Below are 20,506 nucleotides of genomic sequence, written 5' to 3'. Positions count from 1 at the left end.
TTGAGTTGAAGACGGATTTGTTTCAACCAAAAACAGCAGGAGATAAGATTAATGCCATCAGTAAACAAAGTAGTTAAGAAAGCCGTTATTCCCGTCGCGGGATTAGGAACCAGAATGTTACCCGCCACGAAAGCGATTCCTAAAGAGATGCTACCTTTAGTGGATAAGCCCCTTATTCAGTACGTTGTTAATGAGTGTATTGCCGCTGGCATTAATGAAATTATCTTGGTTACTCATTCATCGAAAAATTCAATCGAAAACCATTTTGATACCAGTTTTGAGCTGGAAGCGATCCTTGAAAAAAGGGTGAAACGTCAGTTATTGGATGAAGTTCAGTCTATTTGCCCAAGCCATGTCACTATTATGCAAACCCGGCAGGGAATTGCTAAAGGGTTAGGACATGCTGTGTTATGTGCGAAGCCTTTAATTGGTGATGAACCTTTTGCTGTGATACTCCCTGACGTTATTCTTGACGAGTATAGTACAGACCTAACTAAATATAATCTGAGTGAGATGTTGGCTCGTTATAATGAAACCGGTGCCAGCCAGATATTAGTAGAGCCTGTGCCTCATGAAGAAGTTTCCAGTTATGGTGTTGTTGATTGCCAGGGAGCAAGTCTTCAACCAGGTGATAGTAAGCCAATCAAACGTGTAGTTGAAAAACCTAAACCGGAAGAAGCACCATCAAACCTTTCTATTGTTGGCCGTTATGTGCTGTCTGAAAGAATTTGGCCGTTATTGGCAAAAACAGCACCAGGGGCCGGCGATGAAATTCAACTTACCGATGCGATTGCTATGTTAATGGAAGAGGAATCCGTGGAAGCATACCACTTGCAGGGTTTAAGCCATGATTGTGGCAATAAGCTTGGATATATGCAGGCGTTTGTTCGGTATGGTATGAAACACTATGAGTTAGGCAAAGAGTTTACTGATTGGTTAGGGCTAGTGGCTTTACAGAATCAGACTAAAGAATAATTTTGCGGAAATTTAGGTATCATATGAAAGTTACGGTATTTGGTATTGGTTATGTTGGCTTGGTGCAGGCTACGGTTTTAGCTGAAGTAGGGCATGATGTACTTTGTATTGATGTAGATGCAAATAAAGTTGAAAACTTGAAAAATGGTCAGATCCCTATTTTTGAACCTGGCTTGGCACCGCTGGTTAAGAAGAATTATGAAGAAGGCCGTCTGAATTTTAGTACAGATGCAAAGGCTGGTGTTGCACACGGTAAATTACAGTTTATTGCTGTAGGTACGCCTCCTGATGAAGATGGTTCAGCAGATTTGAAATATGTAACCGCTGTTGCCCGTACTATAGCGGAGTACATGGAGAGTTATAAAGTTATTATCGATAAATCCACGGTTCCTGTTGGTACTGCCGATAAAGTTAATGCTGTTGTCAATGAGAGTCTGCGTCAGCGCAATCTTGATATTCCATTTGATGTGGTTTCTAATCCAGAATTCCTGAAAGAAGGGGCCGCTATTGCAGATTGTATGCGTCCTGAGCGAATCATTATTGGGTGTGATAACGAAAGAGTCATTGATCTGGTGCGTGAATTGTATGAACCATTTAACCGTAATCATGATCGTATGATTGTGATGGATATCCGCAGCGCAGAACTGACGAAATATGCCGCAAACTGTATGTTGGCAACAAAAATCAGCTTTATGAATGAGATCTCTAACTTAGCTGAAATGCTGGGAGCTGATATTGAACATGTTCGTCAAGGAATTGGTTCTGATTCTCGTATTGGTTATCATTTTATTTATCCGGGTTGTGGTTATGGTGGCTCCTGTTTCCCGAAAGATGTACAGGCGTTAATTCGTACTGCGGAGCAAATTGGTTATCAGCCTAAAATTCTTCATGCGGTAGAACAAGTGAATGAACAGCAAAAGAGTAAATTACCTTCTTTTGTAAAACGTCACTTTGGTGAAGATTTATCCGGTAAGACATTTGCTGTTTGGGGATTAGCGTTCAAACCGAATACCGATGATATGCGTGAAGCATCAAGTCGTGTTTTGATGGAAACATTGTGGCAGGGCGGTGCAAAAATACAGGCTTACGATCCTGAAGCTATGCAGGAAGCCCAACGTATTTATGGTCAACGTGATGATTTGTCATTAATGGGTACTAAAGAGGCGGCTCTTAAGGGAGCGGATGCCCTGATTATTTGTACTGAATGGCAAAGTTTCCGTGCACCGGATTTTGATGTCATCAAAGAGTCTCTTAAGACCCCGGTTATCTTTGATGGCCGGAATCTCTATGATCCTGAACGCCTGCAATCCCGAGGTTTTATTTATTATGGGATTGGTCGTGGTGCATCCATTAACCCAGTTATCTGAGTAATACGATGAAACTCTTAGTGACAGGTGCTGCTGGTTTTATTGGTTTCCATGTGAGTCAGCGGTTATTGCAAATGGGGTATGAGGTTGTAGGTATCGACAACCTTAATGACTATTATGATGTGAATCTCAAGCAGGCACGGTTAGACCTATTACTTGGCAAGCCAGGTTTTAAATTTGAAAAACTGGATTTAGCTGACAGAATAGCTATTCCCGATCTTTTTGAGCGACATCAATTTCAGCGGGTTATCCATCTGGGGGCTCAGGCTGGTGTTCGCTATTCATTGCAGAATCCAATGGCTTACATTGATTCGAATATAATAGGGCATATCAATATACTGGAAGCTTGTCGTCATAATAATGTTGAGCATTTATTATATTCCTCTTCCAGTTCAGTTTACGGGCTAAATAGAAAGCAACCGTTTTCTACAAACGATTCTGTTGATCATCCAATTTCGTTATATGCGGCAACTAAAAAATCAGATGAATTAATGTCTCACAGTTATTCTCATCTTTATCAGTTGCCAACGACAGGTTTGCGTTTTTTCACCGTATATGGCCCATGGGGGCGTCCTGATATGGCTTTATTTAAGTTCACTAAGGCTATGTTATCAGGGCATCCTATTGATGTGTATAACCACGGCAATATGGTTAGAGATTTTACTTATATAGATGATATCGTTGAATCAATAATCAGATTACAAGACATCATTCCTGTGCCAAATGAGAGCTGGGTGGTTGAGGATGGGCAAATATCTACCAGTTCTGCTCCTTACTGTATTTATAATATTGGTAATGGTCAACCAACTAGATTAGGTGATTTTATTGAAGCGATAGAAGAGTCATTAGGCATTCAGGCCAAGAAAAATTTTATGCCTATGCAAGATGGTGATGTTCTATCGACCTGTGCCGATTCCAGTGACATTTTTCAAAGAATAGGATTTGCACCCAATACTTCGGTCAGGCATGGTGTGAAGCAGTTCGTAGAGTGGTATTTGAGTTTTTATCATAAATCTAAATAAGGAAAAGGAGCCAGTTGGCTCCTTTTCTATTGGATCAACGACAGTTACCAAAAGAAGTAAATAGTTGTGTCTGTTTGATTATTATTTGCCTTGGCATTAGCTAGGTTACAACTAGCTCTGCTTTATCACAAAAGAATGATACAAAAACGCACAACTTGATTAAATCCTTGTCAATGATACTCAAACAAATTGATATGATAGCTGTTAATTCTTTTGTTATTTAAACAATTTAAATAATAAAAACACCCTTCTATTTTGAAAGGGTGTTTTTAATTAAATCAATTCAAAAACAACAAGTTACAGCAAGAAGCTTTCCAGAGTTTTACCTTCCTCTTCAATTGCTTTTTTGATAACAGCTGGTGTACGTCCCTGGCCAGTCCAGGTTTTAGTTTCACCGTTTGTATCAACATATTGATATTTAGCTGGACGTGCAGCACGTTTTGTTTTACCAGCAGATTTGCCAGTACTCATTGTTTGGAGCAATTCGCTTGGATCAATTCCTTGTTCAAGAATCATTTTACGAACTTCTTCCAATTTACGTGTGCGTTCTTCTAATTCCGCTTGTACCAGACTTTCTTCTTCACGGCGTTCTTCAACAACGACGGTCAGTTTTTCTAGTATTTCTTCTAAGAACTCAAGGTCACATTCTCTTGCCTGAGCTCGTAAAGTACGGATGTTATTTAAGGTTTTTAAATCGCTCATTGTCCTGGTCTCAAATTATAATGATGATGGCTGATGTGGATATAATAATAGAATGCTATTTTATTTTCTGCAATAGTCAATTTCTCATATTCCGATAAAATGACTCTTTTTTTTAAACGTAATTTCTTTACAAAAGTTATATAGCGCTTTTTATACAGCTATTTTGATTGTCATTCACCAATAACATGTTCAAAGTACCTTTAAGAGGGTACATGATTATCTCTCTAATTTATAAACCATCTATATACTAAATCGGTAAGTAATTTTAACTGTTTCTTATCATACCAGTTAAGGAAGAATAATACTAAGTTTAAAAAAACTTATGACTAATCCATGAGTTATCCTTGATTTTCTGTTGTCATTTTCTGACAGTAAATCACGCAGTTTATTAATTTGCATACAATATGCAACAAATCAATCAATCTTTCATTTGCTTAATTTAAACATGAGCATTTGCCACGCAGATGAGTCTTAATTGCCCATGTGATGTAATAATGATCATGAATGATTAAGACATCACTAAGCTAAATATTTTACGATATCAACGGATGTAGCTTACTGAGATGGATAATCACTACTAAAGTTTATGGTAAACTCATCTGACTATATGGCTTTATAAATTTTGTTAAGGGGTAGGGCCTATGGCTCAACTTTATTTTTATTACTCTGTAATGAACGCTGGAAAATCGACATCTCTGTTGCAGTCTTCATATAACTATAATGAGAGGGGGATGAGGACGCTGATTTTTACCGCAGAAATTGACACTCGGTTTGGAAAAGGAAAAGTCAGTTCTCGGATTGGATTATCCGCTGGTGCACTCCTGTTTAGCCAACAGACGGATATAGGTGAGTTGATCAGAAATGAAAATAAGCGGGAGAAAGTGCATTGTGTGTTGATTGATGAATGTCAGTTTCTTACAAAAGAACAGGTTGAACAGCTGTGTAAAGTGACTGACTACGATGATATTCCTGCCCTATGTTATGGGTTGAGAACTGATTTTAGAGGGGAGCTTTTTAGCGGTAGCCAATATCTTTTGGCATGGGCTGATAAGTTGGTTGAGCTGAAAACTATTTGCCATTGTGGACGTAAAGCAAGCCGTGTATTACGTTTTGATAGTGAAGGTGTGGCCATTTATGATGGTAAGCAGATTGATATCGGGGGTAATGAAAAATATGTGTCTGTTTGCCGCAAACACTATACGGATGTTATCAATGAAGCTAAGGAAAAACGAAAATACAGCGGTAGTTAATAATTTTTTAAAGCTTCCAGAGGACGTTTGAGGGCTTATTAGGATTGAGTCGGCGTTTTTATGGCATGAGTTAAAGGGTACTGATATCAGCACCCTTTAAGTGATATTAAGTTAGTTGATGGTTAGTTTTTGCCCGGGTTTTGTGCTGGCTCTGTTGTTTCCTGTGTGACAGTTGTTTCTGTGAATTCACGTCCATAGTATGAATCCAACAAGAGTTGTTTCAGCTCAGAAATCAGAGGATAGCGAGGATTCGCGCCAGTGCATTGGTCATCGAAAGCATCTTCAGACAATTTATCAATTTTTACTAAAAAGTCCGCTTCCTGAATACCGGCGGCGCGGATAGAGGTTGGGATACCCAGTTCAGATTTCATCTCTTCCAGCCATGCTAGCAGTTTTTCAATTTTTGTTGCGGTACGGTCCCCGGTAGCAGATAAGCCAAGATGATCTGCAATTTCAGCATAACGACGGCGTGCCTGTGGACGGTCATATTGGCTGAATGCAGTCTGTTTAGTTGGGTTATCGTTAGCGTTATAACGGATAACGTTACAAATCAGCAATGCGTTAGCAAGGCCGTGCGGGATATGGAACTCAGAACCCAGTTTGTGTGCCATAGAGTGACATACGCCCAGAAAGGCGTTAGCAAATGCAATGCCAGCAATGGTTGCAGCATTATGAACCCGTTCACGGGCAATAGGATTAGTTGCACCTTCGTGATAGCTGGCTGGAAGGAATTCTTTTAGTAGTTTTAGTGCTTGAAGTGCTTGTCCGTCAGAGTATTCGTTTGCCAGCACAGATACATAAGCTTCTAGAGAATGGGTGATAGCATCCAAGCCACCAAAAGCACACAGTGATTTTGGTAAATCCATTACCAGATTAGCATCAACGATAGCCATATCTGGAGTCAGGGCATAGTCAGCCAATGGATATTTTTGACCGGTGGTATCATCAGTGACAACGGCAAATGGTGTCACTTCAGAGCCTGTGCCGGAAGTTGTGGTAATTGCTACCATTTTAGCTTTAATGCCCATTTTCGGGAATTTGTAGATGCGTTTACGGATATCCATAAATCGCAGGGCTAATTCTTCGAAATGCGTTTCAGGGTGTTCATACATTACCCACATAATTTTGGCGGCATCCATTGGAGAACCCCCCCCTAGTGCAACAATGATATCTGGTTTGAATGAATGCATTTGTTCAGCACCTTTACGAACGATGCTCAATGTCGGGTCAGCTTCAACTTCAAAGAAAACTTCTGTTTCTATCCCGTGGGATTTCAGCACATCAGTGACTTGATCAGCATAACCATGATTGAATAAGAAACGGTCTGTTACGATAAAGGCCCGTTTTGCACCATCGGTTGCCACTTCCCCTAATGCGACAGGTAGGGAACCCCGACGGAAGTAAATTGATTTTGGAAGTTTATGCCATAACATATTTTCTGCTCTCTTCGCCACGGTTTTGGTGTTGATGAGATGTTTTGGCCCCACATTTTCGGAGATGGAATTTCCTCCCCAGGAACCGCAACCTAGTGTTAGAGATGGAGCAAGTTTGAAGTTGTAAAGATCACCGATACCACCTTGAGATGCGGGTGTATTCACCAGGATGCGTGCTGTTTTCATTTTGTCGCCAAAGTACTTGACTCTTGCTGCTTGATTATCTTGATCGGTATACAGGCAGGAGGTGTGACCAATACCGCCCATTTCAACCAGTTTTTCTGCTTTTTCTACCGCATCTTCAAAACTGCTTGCATGGTACATAGCGAGCAGTGGAGACAGTTTTTCGTGAGCAAAAGGTTCAGTTTCATCAATCTGGCTGACTTCCCCAATGAGTATTTTGGTTTTTTCAGGAACATGGATGCCTGCCATTTTGGCAATTTTAGTTGCAGGCTGACCAACAATTGCTGCGTTCAGGTTACCGTTTTTCAGGATAATATCCTGAACAGCTTGCAGCTCTTTGCCTTGTAACAAATAACCGCCGTGAGTAAAGAATCGTTCACGTACCTGTTCGTAAACAGAATCCACTACGATAACGGACTGTTCTGAAGCGCAGATAACGCCGTTGTCAAACGTTTTGGACATCAGAATAGATGCAACGGCACGTTTAATATCAGCTGATTCATCAATGACGACGGGGGTGTTACCCGCCCCAACGCCGATTGCGGGTTTACCTGAGCTGTATGCCGCTTTTACCATACCTGGGCCACCGGTAGCGAGGATCAGGTTGATATCCTGGTGGTGCATCAACGCATTAGAAAGTTCAACAGAGGGTTCATCAATCCAGCCAATAATATCTTCAGGTGCGCCGGCCTCAATTGCAGCACGTAGGACCAATTCAGCGGCTTTGTTGGTTGCTTTTTTAGCTCGTGGGTGTGGTGAGAAAATAATACCGTTACGGGTTTTCAGGCTGATTAGCGCCTTAAAAATAGCTGTAGATGTTGGGTTAGTGGTTGGCACGATGCCGCAAATTAAGCCTATAGGTTCAGCAATAGTGATAGTGCCGAATGTTTGGTCTTCGGACAAAATGCCACAAGTTTTATCATCTTTATATGCGTTATAGATGTATTCGGAGGCAAAGTGATTTTTGATGACTTTGTCTTCGACAATACCCATACCCGATTCTGTCACGGCTAATTTTGCTAAAGGAATACGTGCATCGGCTGCCGCAAGAGCGGCAGCTCGGAAGATTTTGTCAACTTGTTCTTGAGAGAAGTTAGCAAATTCACGTTGCGCTTTTTTTACTCTGGCAACCATTTCATTCAGTTCAGTAGCATTAGTTACAGTCATAAAAAACGACTCCTGATAAATATTAAAAATCTTTAATATTAGGTAAAAAAGTATTTTACAGACTATTTAGTCTGGTGATTTTATGATAGCTACAGGTTACCATTTGGTATTAAATATATATTGATCTTAATCACACAAATGCAAAGCTGACTCCTTTCAGCTTTGATGGGTGATAATATGAATTGAATGGCAAAAGAGTGAATAAGATTAAGTTATTAACTTGGCGAAAATATCGAGTAAACAACTTTTTATATAAGAAATTATTAATTAAAAAATGGGTTATAGTGGATAGAAACCGAAATCTTATCGGTATAATGTAAAGAAAAAATTAAGTTTTCCATAATATTCTGGTGGATGACCATATGGAAACAGACTTACTAATACTGCGTAGCTCAATGAGGAGTTATTTGTGAGTGACTTGCTACTGGATCTTCCTGGTTACATTAAGTTTTTTGTTGGATTGTTTGCGCTAGTTAATCCCGTTGGTATCTTGCCGGTTTTTATTAGCATGACTCATTACCAGACTCAATCTGCCCGTAATAAAACTAATTTTATAGCCAATATTTCTGTTGCCATCATTTTATGGACAGCTTTGCTGTTAGGTGATTCGATCCTGCGTATGTTTGGTATTTCCATTGATTCTTTCCGTATTGCTGGTGGGATTCTTGTTGTGACTATCGCTATGTCGATGATTAACGGTAAGCTTGGGGAAGATAAGCAAAATAAGCAGGAAAAATCAGAAACAGCGATCAGAGAGAGTGTCGGGGTTGTGCCATTGGCATTACCGTTAATGGCAGGTCCTGGTGCAATCAGTTCTTGTATTGTTTGGAGTTCTCGCTACCAGGGGTGGCAAAATTTTATTGGACTTGCGCTAACCAGCGCGTTGTTTGCTTTTTGCTGCTGGTTATTATTTCGAGCCGCTCCTTTAGTGGTCAAATACCTTGGGCAGACGGGAATTAACGTTATCACCCGTATTATGGGGCTGTTGTTGATGTCTTTAGGAATCGAGCTGATTGTGACAGGGATTAGGGCATTATTTCCGGGGCTAATCTGATACGACTTGCGAGAAAAGAGGTGAATTTTTTTCTAGTCAAATTATAAATTATAATATTCTTATCATTTTTATGATAAAGCTTGTTTTATCATCTTTTCTCGTTTTTTTTATCGGTACTTCCTGAATTTTATACAAATAATCCAATATTTTTTAAATTATTCTGGTCTGTTTATACAATGTGTAACTGGCTGCTTCCACCATGGTTTTGTGATGAATGTAGGTTTTTAATTTGCATTGATTGCAATTTGTTAAAATTATGTTTATTTTCATTTGGGTTTACCTTTATATCCTGTTTTAGTTAATCATATTGTGTAAAAATCTTTATATATCAATGTATTGTTGTGTGATTTGGGATCTTTTGCCAATTAATGTAATAGGTTGTAATAAGTTGTTTGTAAGGTCAATCTTTGCAATATGAAAGGAATATTTAACAACTGGTATGATAAGCAGTCTTTAATATTTAATCCGTAAGTATTTTACTTTGGGGTGTATAACGCGAAGATGCCAGTCTTTATGGGATATATGCAGAGTGAATGAGAAGATTCACTAAATCTGGAGGAAAGAAATGAAGATCAAACAATTAAAATTATATAAGTTTGTTTCCAATATATTTTTATTATTGGCATTTCCTGTTACGGCGGTGTTTGCTGCTGAGGTACCAGAGGGGGTGAAACTTGCCGATCAACAGCAGATTACTGTAGATAATGGCGTAGAAGTTGCCTCACTTGATCCACATAAAGTTGAAGGTGTGCCGGAAACCAACATTATTCTTAATCTATTAGAAGGGTTGGTGAGTACCGGTCCCGAAGGGGAAATCGTTCCGGCAGTTGCAAGCCATTGGGAAAATCAAGGTGACACGGTATGGACTTTCTATCTGCGTGATAACGCTAAATGGAGTGATGGAACGCCGGTCACTGCACACGATTTTGAGTATAGCTGGCAACGATTGGCTGATCCAAATGTGGGATCACCTTATGCCAGTTACCTTCAATATGCTTACGTTGAAAACATTGATGATGTTCTGAAGGGTAAAAAATCTCCCGATCAGTTGGGTGTTAAAGCGCTAGATGACCATCGTTTACAAGTTATTTTGACGCATCCTGTGCCTTATTTTGTCAATATGCTCAGTCATACAGCAATGAAACCCGTGAAAAAGGATATCGTCGAAAAGTTTGGCAATAAATGGACACTGCCAGAAAATTATGTGGGAAATGGGGCATATCGGTTGAAAGAGTGGGTGGTGAATGAGCGAATAGTACTTGAGCGTAACCCACAATATTGGAATAACGAGAAGACAGTGATTGAACAAGCTACTCTTTTGCCTCTTCAGTCGGAAACTAGCGGTATTAATCGTTATCGTAGTGGGGAAATAAATATAACCAACAACGCCATTCCTCCTAATCTGTATCAGAAAATGAAGAAAGATATCTCTGATCAGGTTCGCGTTAGTCCTTATCTTTGTACATTTTATTACGAGATTAATAATAAAAAGCCACCATTTACTGATGTGAGAGTCCGTGAAGCAGTCAAGTTAAGCCTCGACAGAGATATTATTGCTAGAAAAATTATGGGGCAGGGGCAAATACCCGCTTATGGTTTTACACCAACGTTTATTGGGGGGGGCGATTTTTCTAAACCAGAGTGGGCTAACTGGACACAGGAACAGCGTAATAAACGTGCCAGAGAATTATTGGCGCAGGCTGGTTTTAATCAAGCAAATCCTCTGAAGTTCACATTGTTATACAACACATCGGATCAAAATAAACAACAGGCTATTGCCGCAGCTTCTATGTGGAAAAAGAATCTGGGAGCTGATGTGATTTTACAAAATCAGGAATGGAAAACCTCTCTCGAAAGCCGCCATGAGGGGAATTATGAGGTGACCAGAGCGACTTGGTGTGCTGATTACAATGAACCTACTGCATTTTTAAATATGCTGCTCTCAAGCAGCAGTAACAACACGACTTTCTATCAGAATAAAAATTTCGACGACTATCTGGAGCAGGCGTTAATCACTAAAGATGCTGTTGAGCGTAAGAAATTATACCAGCAGGCTGAATTTCAACTCGATAAAGACTCGGTATTGATTCCCGTTTATTACCGGGTGAGTGTACGGCTTGTCAGCCCATCAGTGGGAGGGTTTTCAGGGAAAGACCCATTGGATTATATGGATATTAAGCGACTGTATATGATAAAAAACTAGACACTAGTTTTACTCAAAAGAGTTACTGGTCCTGCAAACAAAATCGTTCCTTTTGAATGCAGGTGATAATCCGCCCCTTATTTCTGGGCCGTCAACTTATAAAAGTCTGGCGATGTAAAATTGGAGTAGAAAAAGATGATAAACACAACTAAAAAGAAATTACTTACTGCCAGCATTAGCGCTGCACTGAGTATGGTAATGGCAAGTCAGGTCTTTGCTGCACAAGTGCCTGATGGTGTTCAATTAGCGGATAAACAGGTTTTAGTTCGTAATAACGGTTCTGAACCGCAATCGCTGGACCCGCATAAGATTGAAGGGGTGCCAGAGTCACATTTGTCTCGCGATCTGTTCGAAGGCATTACTGTTGTTGGACCAAATGGTGAAATTTTGCCGGGTTCTGCAATCAGTTGGGAAAATAAAGATTTCACCGTCTGGACATTCCATATGCGCAAAGATGCTAAGTGGTCTAATGGTGACCCTGTCACTGCTCAGGATTTTGTTTACAGTTGGCAACGTCTGGCTGATCCCAATACGGCTTCTCCCTATACAAGTTTTCTCCAGTATGCTCATATCATGAATATTGATGACATTATCAGTGGTAAAAAGAAACCGGACACTCTGGGTGTAAAGGCGCTAGATGACTATACATTACAGCTAACATTGAGCGAAGCGGTTCCCTATTTGGTAAAACTTTTGGCTCATTCACCCATGTCGCCGGTGCATAAAGCTACAGTGGAAAAGTATGGTGAGAAATGGACTCAGCCACAGAATTTTGTCGGCAATGGAGCTTACAAACCGAAAAACTGGATAGTCAATGAGCGTATTGTGATGGAGCGTAGCCCGACATATTGGGATAACAAAAATACGATTATTGATCAGGTCACTTTCCTGCCAATTTCCTCAGAAGTAACGGATGTAAACCGTTATCGCAGTGGTGAAATTGATATGACTTATACCAACTTGCCGATTGAGCTATTCCAGAAGCTGAAGAAAGAGATCCCGGACGAATTACGCATTAGCCCACTTTTATGTACTTATTACTACGAAATTAATAACGAAAAACCCCCATTTAATGATCTCCGCGTCCGTACTGCACTGAAATTGGCTATGGATCGAGACATTGTGACCAATAAAGTTAAAGCACAGGGTGATATCCCGGCTTCAGGTTATACACCGCCGTTTACTGATGGTATGAAAGAAATAAAGCCAGTGTGGTTTACTGGTTGGAGTCAGGAACAGCGCAACCAGGAAGCCAAAAAATTACTGGCTGAAGCTGGCTATACTAAAGATAATCCATTGAAGTTTAACTTGCTTTACAACACCTCTGATCTACATAAAAAAATCGCCATTGCGGTAGCTTCTATTTGGAAGAAGAATTTAGGAGCTGATGTTCGTTTAGAAAACCAAGAGTGGAAAACGTTTCTTGATACCCGACATCAGGGCAATTATGACGTAGCTCGTGCGGGCTGGTGCGCTGATTATAACGAACCTTCTTCATTCTTAAATTCAATGATTTCTTATAGTAGTAATAACACGGCTCATTATAAGAGCAGTGAATTTGATAAACTGATGAAAGAATCCCTGCAAGTAAAAACTGATGATGAGCGTACCGCCGTTTACCAAAAAGCAGAAGAGCAACTAGATAAAGATTCGGCTATTGTTCCCCTTTACTACTATGTGAATACCCGGTTAGTGAAGCCCTATGTTGGCGGCTATACAGGGAAAGATCCTTTGGGTAATTTACGCACCAAAGAGCTTTATATTATCAAACACTAATGGTTGTAGGGCAGCCTGGAAATGGCTGCTTTTAGTGGCAGATTATTTTAAGGCCAGGGTTAAGGGCCAACACATAGGAACGGACAATGCTTAAATTTATTTTACGTCGTTGTTTAGAGGCGATCCCGACACTTTTGATTCTCATTACTATTTCGTTTTTCATGATGCGGTTGGCGCCAGGCAGTCCATTTACCGGTGAACGGAAGTTGCCACCAGAAGTACTGGCAAACATTGAAGCGAAATATCATCTAAATGATCCAATTTATAAACAATATTTTGATTACTTAATCCAGCTTACTAAGGGGGATTTTGGGCCTTCTTTTAAATATAAGGATTATACCGTTAACGATCTGGTCGCCGTGGCATTTCCGGTATCTGCCAGGTTAGGTGCTGCGGCATTTATTATGGCGGTTGTGTTGGGAGTCAGTGCTGGGGTGATTGCTGCACTTAATCAGAATACAAAGTGGGATTATACAGTGATGGGTTTCGCCATGACGGGGGTTGTTATCCCAAGCTTTGTTGTGGCACCGTTACTGGTGCTGGTATTTGCTATTCACCTTAAATGGCTACCGGGAGGAGGCTGGAATGGCGGAGCACCGAAGTACATGATATTGCCAATGGTGGCATTGTCTTTGGCTTATATTGCCAGTATCTCCCGTATTACCCGTAGTTCAATGATAGAAGTGCTGCACTCTAACTTTATTCGTACTGCGCGAGCCAAAGGGTTGCCATTGCGCATCATTATTTTCCGCCATGCTTTGAAGCCCGCATTGTTACCGGTTATTTCTTATATGGGACCTGCTTTTGTCGGCATTATCACTGGTTCGATGGTCATTGAAACGATCTTCGGTTTGCCGGGAATAGGGCAGTTGTTTGTTAATGGAGCATTGAACCGTGACTATTCATTGGTATTAAGCCTAACTATTTTGGTTGGTGGCCTGACTATTCTGTTCAATGCGATTGTTGATGTGCTGTATGCCGTTATCGATCCGAAGATCCGTTATTAAAACTGGAGCGCGCAATGATAGTAAATAAACAAAACAGCGAAGCTCTGGAAAATTTCTCTGAGCAACTGGAAGTTGAAGGTCGTAGTTTATGGCAGGATGCACGACGTCGTTTTATTCACAACCGGGCGGCGATTGCCAGCTTGTGTTTGTTATCTTTGATTACCTTGTTTGTGATCCTGGCACCGATGTTAGCGCAATTTACTTATGATGATACTGACTGGGCTATGATGTCGATGCCACCTGATTTTGAATCAGGTCACTATTTTGGTACAGATTCTTCCGGTCGTGATTTGCTGGTGCGTGTTGCCATTGGGGGGCGCATTTCATTGATGGTTGGGGTGGCAGCCGCTTTGGTTGCGGTAGTCGTCGGAACCTTATATGGATCATTATCCGGTTATCTGGGTGGAAAAACCGATTCAGTTATGATGCGTATGTTGGAAATTCTTAACTCATTTCCATTCATGTTTTTTGTGATCCTATTGGTGACTTTCTTTGGGCAGAATATTTTACTGATATTTGTCGCTATCGGTATGGTGTCATGGCTGGATATGGCACGTATTGTCCGCGGTCAGACGCTGAGCTTGAAACGTAAGGAGTTTATTGAAGCAGCGCTGGTGTGTGGTGTATCAACCCGTCACATTGTGTTGCGCCATATCGTCCCTAATGTATTGGGGGTGGTGGTGGTTTATGCATCTTTGTTAGTACCAAGCATGATCCTGTTTGAGTCGTTTCTTAGTTTTCTGGGATTGGGAACTCAAGAACCGTTAAGCAGTTGGGGAGCATTGTTAAGTGATGGTGCGAATTCGATGGAAGTTTCCCCGTGGTTGCTGTTGTTTCCAGCCGGTTTTCTGGTGGTGACACTGTTTTGTTTTAACTTTATCGGCGATGGCTTGCGTGATGCCCTCGATCCGAAAGATCGTTAAGGAGGTAACATGAACAGCGTTAAAAACCAGAATAGCTCTGAGCCGTTGTTGGTTGTTAAAGATTTGAACGTGACTTTTAGCACCCCGGAAGGGGATGTTACCGCAGTGAATAAGTTAAATTTTGATTTACGGGCCGGGGAAACATTGGGGATCGTAGGGGAATCTGGTTCTGGGAAATCACAAACAGCTTTTGCTCTGATGGGATTGCTTGCCAGAAACGGGAAAACTGGCGGCTCTGCTATTTTTAATGGCAGGGAAATTCTTAATCTGCAAGAAAAAGAACTAAACCGTATGAGAGCGGAAGAAATATCGATGATATTTCAGGACCCAATGACTTCTCTCAATCCCTATATGCGCGTCAGTGATCAGCTGACAGAAGTATTGATGTTGCATAAACATATGAGTAAAAGTGAAGCGTATCTTGAGTCAATTCGGATGTTGGATGCGGTTAAAATGCCGGAAGCGCGTAAGCGTATGAGCATGTATCCTCATGAATTTTCTGGTGGTATGCGTCAACGTGTAATGATCGCAATGGCATTGTTATGCCGACCAAAATTACTTATTGCTGACGAACCGACAACCGCACTTGATGTAACGGTTCAGGCTCAGATTATGACCCTCTTGAATGAGTTGAAACGGGAATTTAATACCGCGATTATTATGATTACCCATGATTTGGGTGTCGTGGCAGGTATTTGTGACAAAGTGCTCGTAATGTATGCAGGGAGAACGATGGAATATGGTTCAGCCCGTGACGTGTTTTATCAACCAACTCATCCTTATTCTATTGGTCTTCTTGGTGCTGTTCCCCGTCTTGATGGTCATGAAGAATCATTGATAACGATCCCGGGGAATCCGCCCAACTTATTGCGGTTGCCGAAAGGGTGTCCGTTCCAGCCACGCTGCCAGTTTTCAGTAAGTCATTGCGTGGATTGTGAACCAAAATTAGAAACCTTTGGCAACGGGCGCTTGCGAGCTTGTTTTAAAGCACCGGGAGAATTGGTATGAATCCGATTGAAGAAAGACGCGTGCTGCTGGAAGTAGCAGATCTGAAAGTTCACTTTGATATTAAAGATGGTAAACAATGGTTCTGGCAACCAGCAAAAACGCTGAAAGCGGTCGATGGTGTCACATTGAGGCTGTATGAAGGCGAAACCCTTGGTGTGGTTGGTGAATCCGGTTGTGGAAAATCGACTTTTGCTCGTGCAATTATCGGATTGGTTAAATCTTCTGGTGGTTCAGTAACTTGGTTGGGGCAAAATCTGCTGGATATGAATGATAAGCAGTGGCGAGATATTCGCAGTGATATCCAGATGATATTTCAGGACCCATTAGCATCGTTGAATCCGAGAATGACGATAGGCGATATTATCGCTGAGCCATTGCGTACTTATCATCCCAAGATGAAAAGGCTGGAAATCAAAGACCGGGTAAGCGCAATGATGATGAAGGTTGGATTATTGCCTAACCTGATTAACCGTTACCCTCATGAATTTTCTGGTGGTCAGTGTCAGCGTATCGGGATTGCACGGGCGCTTATCCTTGAACCTAAACTAGTGATTTGTGATGAGCCGGTATCCGCACTTGATGTATCCATTCAAGCTCAGGTAGTTAACCTGTTACAGGAATTACAGCGTGAAATGGGATTGTCGCTGATTTTTATTGCTCATGATCTTGCTGTGGTTAAACACATATCTGACCGTGTATTGGTAATGTACCTTGGGCATGCGGTGGAACTGGGAACTTATGATGAGGTTTATCATAATCCACAGCACCCTTATACCAAAGCGTTGATGTCGGCGGTACCCGTGCCTGATCCAGATAAAGAGCGAAATAAACACATTGAGCTGTTGGAAGGAGAATTACCATCACCCATTAATCCGCCGTCAGGATGCGTTTTTCGTACACGTTGCCCGATGGCAGATCCTGAATGCGCTAAAACCCGACCATTGATGGAGGGAAGTTTCCGCCATGCGGTGTCTTGTTTGAAAGTTGATCCATTGTGATGGTTGGTGACGTTGTCATATTAGATAGTGTGCCTCACTGGGTTTTACATTGAGGCATCTCTATAAACCATAAATATGAGAGTTGTTTTTTTGGTTCTGCTTGGGATTCAGGCATACATCTAGATTAGCAACTCTCGCTGGTTTAGCCGTAATCAATTCAAATTCAGTAATTTATTGATTTCATTGATTTCCTTATGCCAAATAGCTTGAAGAGCCGGTTTTTGATGCTTATTCTTTCGTCTTTTATCTTCTTGCAATAATTCTTCAAGCACAAAAAGGCGTTTTAATAACTCATCGTCGTTCTTGTCATTAACTGGCACAGACTGAACTGATGAATTTTGGGGTTCGTAGTGATTATTGATAGACGAGTCTGAGTACATACTTTTGTAAGCTGAATTTGAATCGTTGTACTCGATAAGTTTACCGTTATTGATGACAAAAAAACGGTTACACACTTTTTCCAGAAACTCACGATCATGGGAAACCAAAATGAGAGTTCCTCGATATGCTCGAAGTTGTTCTGCCAGCTCAGTTTTGCCAATAAAATCGAGATGATTAGTTGGTTCGTCCAGCATAATGATATGACTATCAATTAGAGATATTCCCAATAATAGGACACGAGCTCTTTCGCCACCACTTAATGTTTCAATCTTGGAAAATAAACGGTTATAGGTGAATCCGGCTTTTATTAACGCTTTCTTGCAGGTTTCATTATCAACTGATACGCCAGCAAAATCACAGTACATTATTAAAGCATCAATTAATGAATATTTATCATCGAGTCTGTTTAACGCCTGATCGTAATAGGCCATTATTGCTTTAGGATGGATCTGGATTTCTGAAGTATTATCAGCAAGAGTAACATAATTATGCCAAACATATTCTAAAAAGGTAGATTTCCCACATCCATTCTCACCAAGAATGGCAATACGATCACCTGATGCTGCGGTAAAGTCAGTAATATTGAATAATTTTAATGTGCTGTTTTTAAGTTGGACATTAAAATTATTTATATCAATAATCTTGTTGGCGGGGAGAGATCTCCCTAGGAATGTTAAATACCAAGGATAGTCATCTATCGTTTCGCATTGTTGCTCTTTTAATTTATCAATTCTTTTAAACATAGATTGAGCCTTTCTGGAAAGGCTGTTACTGTCATAGTTTTTACCCCATATAGCCAACTGTTTTGCGCTTGATTCAAGTCGGCGTATCTCTTGCTCTTCAGCGGCATGTTGTAATTGTAAGGTGTCTTCAAGTTTTTGGTGTTCGATTAGTGCATTGCTACATGGATAGCCGTATTTATAAAGGGTATTATTGGAAATAATCCAGCTGCAATTTGTTACGTTGTCTAGCAATCTACGGTCATGTGACACGGTGATTAAGCACCCTTTCCAGGTTGATAAAAATTGTTCAAGCCAAAGCATAGTGGGTAAATCAAGATGGTTGGATGGTTCATCTAGTAAAAGAGTATTTGGTTCCAGAAGCAAAGCCCGTGCAATCAAAATTTTCGTTTTTTGTCCACCACTCAAGTTTGAACATTTTATATGAAAATGCTCACTTCTGAAACCAATGTCAGTAAGTACAGTTTCAGCTTTCCAGCCACTGGAATAACGTTCATCACAAGGCAACACGGATAATGTAGCGTCTAGTAGACTGAAATCCAATAAAGAATCGGGAAAATGTTGCTCAATCATATAGAATTTCAGGTTATTGGCATGTGTTACTGTACTGCTATTAGGCGAAAGGTTTTTAGAAATAATTTTTAGCAAAGTAGATTTGCCAGAGCCATTAAACCCGATCAGACCTACTTTATCATTCTGGTTTAACGATACAGACAACCCCTTAAACAGATCGTTTTTTGAGCTGTGGTAATGTATATTTTCAGCAGTAATGAATGTTTGATTCTTATTTTTCATGAACAGCCTCTTTATTCCTGAAAAAAATCACAAATATTGCAGCAAAAATAGCCAGTAAGAATTCCCAAAAATAGATGTTTTGGACATCAATATTTTTACCCTGGTAATTCATTAATAAGTATATGGTTAATATGCCTATGCCGGATAGACCATTGAACGTTGATTGTAGTCTCCCTTGATAGGCTGGATCACTCATTATTTGAGCCAGGGTAATTGATAGCGCCCAGCTGGATAAACCAAACCCAACCAGGAAATAAATAGGATATGCCAAAAAGGTGTTTGAGTTTTTTGATAAGAAAAATAATGAAAATGCCATTATTACCAACAGGCAAAAAATGGTGCTCTTCATGGATATTATGCGGCATAAAATAGGCGAGAAGAAGCCACCAAGCAGAACGCCAGCTGAATACAGTGCTTCGAGAGCGGCAAACGTATCTGTACCAGCATGTAATACTTCATTGGTGTAAGGAACCAACAAAATTGGAACAGTCATTAAAATTAATACACCTATTACTGGCCTATTATAGTTCCTAAATGGACTTTTTATTAAATTTTTTGATATTACTAATGGATCTACTAATTGTTTGATATACAGATCAATATGAGACATTTCATGAATTAAATTTTCCATATAATCAATTATTTTCCAGTGTTTCTTGGGTGCTATAATAATGGTTCCGAGAAATTTAATTGAAGAGGATGCGATAAAATTATCACATTTCACAATCAAAATATCATTAATATACAAATTCATTGCATAAGATAAATTTTCATTACTCATACAAATGTTATTTATTGCCACTAGAGTCTTTTTATATGTCCATTCGTTATCACAATATTCGAATTGTGATAAGCTATCATTTTGTTCAACCATATTGCTGCTGATTAATTTTATGATATGGTCATATTTACTCTTATTTTTTAATGAGTATAATTTTACTTTTTCTTTCCATTATTTTCCTTTATTATCTAGCAAAGCAGTATCACAATTAATTGAATTTAAGCTAGATTGCTGATATTTGTTCCAGAGATCAACCTGAAAATCTATCACATCTTTATTAATTATGATAGAAAAAAGTTCGCGTTTAGTGACAGTCATAATATTGCTCTCCAATTAGTTCTAAACTCGTAGGATTTAATACTTTTCTTTTGTTGAGTAATTCTACAGGAGCAAAAGGGTAGAAATAGCTAATGATGCTATTCGCTAATATTGATGCAAGTAAAGAATTAGTTGAAGCGATAGAGCCTTTAATTGTAGTGGCTTTTATTTTTTTGTATTCTGATATTGATGATATCTAATTTTCTATAGATGATGTGTTGTCTAGCAAGGGCCCTGCACTAACGATATCATAACCAACTGCTCCATAGATAATTGGAATGTTGTGCTTTAGTGCATAAATAAGGTTTCATAATAGTGCTACACCCATTCTTTGTCTTCCTGGTTTTTGCTGTGATGAAAACGATGCCAAAAAGGCATCAACATAATTAATCAACTGCCACATAAATTGACAGCTATGATTTC

Annotated in this window: 16 protein-coding genes and 1 pseudogene; 11 read left to right on the top strand and 6 right to left on the bottom strand. The window is 40.0% G+C overall.

The annotated features are described in order from the left end of the window. Positions 1-51 precede the first annotated feature (51 nt). Genes galU through AM629_RS16875 form a run of 3 tightly spaced genes read left to right on the top strand, consistent with a single transcriptional unit; the run spans position 52 to position 3,364 of the window. The gene (gene galU, locus AM629_RS16885) at positions 52-975 is read left to right on the top strand and encodes a UTP--glucose-1-phosphate uridylyltransferase GalU (protein ID WP_054480424.1); all 924 of its coding nucleotides are present in this window, start codon (positions 52-54) and stop codon (positions 973-975) included. 23 nt (positions 976-998) lie between these two features. Continuing rightward, entirely contained in the window at positions 999-2,342 is a 1,344-nt protein-coding gene (locus AM629_RS16880; protein WP_054480423.1) for a UDP-glucose dehydrogenase family protein, read from the top strand. A gap of 8 nt (positions 2,343-2,350) precedes the next feature. Continuing rightward, positions 2,351-3,364, top strand: a complete 1,014-nt coding sequence (locus AM629_RS16875; protein ID WP_054480422.1) for an NAD-dependent epimerase — start codon at positions 2,351-2,353, stop codon at positions 3,362-3,364. A 297-nt stretch (positions 3,365-3,661) separates the two neighbouring features. Here AM629_RS16875 and hns read toward each other — a convergent pair whose 3' ends face one another. Then, positions 3,662-4,066 carry a histone-like nucleoid-structuring protein H-NS gene (hns, locus tag AM629_RS16870; protein ID WP_054480421.1) on the bottom strand — a complete coding sequence of 135 codons (405 nt, stop codon included), beginning with the start codon at positions 4,064-4,066 and terminating at the stop codon, positions 3,662-3,664. 641 nt (positions 4,067-4,707) lie between these two features. On the opposite strand from hns, the gene AM629_RS16865 reads away from it, so the two are divergent. Continuing rightward, on the top strand, positions 4,708-5,316 hold the full coding sequence (locus AM629_RS16865) for a thymidine kinase (RefSeq protein WP_054480420.1): 609 nt from the start codon (positions 4,708-4,710) through the stop codon (positions 5,314-5,316). A gap of 122 nt (positions 5,317-5,438) precedes the next feature. On the opposite strand, the gene adhE is transcribed toward AM629_RS16865, so the two are convergent. Next, positions 5,439-8,099 carry a bifunctional acetaldehyde-CoA/alcohol dehydrogenase gene (gene adhE / locus AM629_RS16860; protein WP_054480419.1) on the bottom strand — a complete coding sequence of 887 codons (2,661 nt, stop codon included), beginning with the start codon at positions 8,097-8,099 and terminating at the stop codon, positions 5,439-5,441. Positions 8,100-8,508: 409 nt separating this feature from the next. Here adhE and AM629_RS16855 point away from each other — a divergent pair, with 409 nt between their 5' ends. The 7 genes from AM629_RS16855 to oppF all read left to right on the top strand — a co-directional run bounded on the left by AM629_RS16855 (position 8,509) and on the right by oppF (position 17,068). Beyond that, positions 8,509-9,153 carry a YchE family NAAT transporter gene (locus AM629_RS16855; protein WP_054480418.1) on the top strand — a complete coding sequence of 215 codons (645 nt, stop codon included), beginning with the start codon at positions 8,509-8,511 and terminating at the stop codon, positions 9,151-9,153. 565 nt (positions 9,154-9,718) lie between these two features. Further along, entirely contained in the window at positions 9,719-11,356 is a 1,638-nt protein-coding gene (locus AM629_RS16850) for an ABC transporter substrate-binding protein (RefSeq protein WP_054480417.1), read from the top strand. Positions 11,357-11,491: 135 nt separating this feature from the next. Further along, a complete protein-coding gene (gene oppA / locus AM629_RS16845; protein WP_054480416.1) occupies positions 11,492-13,132 on the top strand; it encodes an oligopeptide ABC transporter substrate-binding protein OppA in 1,641 nt (546 codons plus the stop codon). 86 nt (positions 13,133-13,218) lie between these two features. Beyond that, positions 13,219-14,139 carry an oligopeptide ABC transporter permease OppB gene (gene oppB / locus AM629_RS16840; RefSeq protein WP_054480415.1) on the top strand — a complete coding sequence of 307 codons (921 nt, stop codon included), beginning with the start codon at positions 13,219-13,221 and terminating at the stop codon, positions 14,137-14,139. A 14-nt stretch (positions 14,140-14,153) separates the two neighbouring features. Next, positions 14,154-15,062 carry an oligopeptide ABC transporter permease OppC gene (gene oppC / locus AM629_RS16835; protein ID WP_054480414.1) on the top strand — a complete coding sequence of 303 codons (909 nt, stop codon included), beginning with the start codon at positions 14,154-14,156 and terminating at the stop codon, positions 15,060-15,062. Between the two features lie 9 nt (positions 15,063-15,071). Next, positions 15,072-16,070 (top strand): ABC transporter ATP-binding protein, encoded by a 999-nt coding sequence (gene oppD, locus AM629_RS16830; protein ID WP_054480413.1) that lies wholly within the window; start codon positions 15,072-15,074, stop codon positions 16,068-16,070. Continuing rightward, complete coding sequence (oppF, locus tag AM629_RS16825) at positions 16,067-17,068, top strand: murein tripeptide/oligopeptide ABC transporter ATP binding protein OppF (protein ID WP_054480412.1); 1,002 nt, start codon at positions 16,067-16,069, stop codon at positions 17,066-17,068. The genes oppD and oppF overlap by 4 nt, the downstream gene beginning before the upstream one ends. Positions 17,069-17,220: 152 nt before the next feature. Here oppF and AM629_RS16820 read toward each other — a convergent pair whose 3' ends face one another. From AM629_RS16820 to AM629_RS23575, 4 genes and pseudogenes are all read right to left on the bottom strand, one after another. Continuing rightward, positions 17,221-18,984, bottom strand: a complete 1,764-nt coding sequence (locus AM629_RS16820) for an ABC-F family ATP-binding cassette domain-containing protein (RefSeq protein WP_054480411.1) — start codon at positions 18,982-18,984, stop codon at positions 17,221-17,223. Beyond that, complete coding sequence (locus AM629_RS16815; protein ID WP_054480410.1) at positions 18,974-19,858, bottom strand: MFS transporter; 885 nt, start codon at positions 19,856-19,858, stop codon at positions 18,974-18,976. Before AM629_RS16815 ends, AM629_RS16820 begins: the two co-directional genes overlap by 11 nt. Positions 19,859-19,936: 78 nt before the next feature. Then, entirely contained in the window at positions 19,937-20,083 is a 147-nt protein-coding gene (locus tag AM629_RS23995; protein WP_161804239.1) for a hypothetical protein, read from the bottom strand. Between the two features lie 307 nt (positions 20,084-20,390). Further along, a pseudogene (locus AM629_RS23575) lies at positions 20,391-20,506 on the bottom strand (IS630 family transposase); the annotation flags it as partial.

This window comes from Photorhabdus heterorhabditis, assembly GCF_001280945.1.
In the GTDB taxonomy this organism is placed as follows: Bacteria; Pseudomonadota; Gammaproteobacteria; order Enterobacterales; family Enterobacteriaceae; genus Photorhabdus; species Photorhabdus heterorhabditis.
Note: the sequence above shows the minus strand (reverse complement) of the source record. Positions and strands in the feature narration are given on the sequence as shown.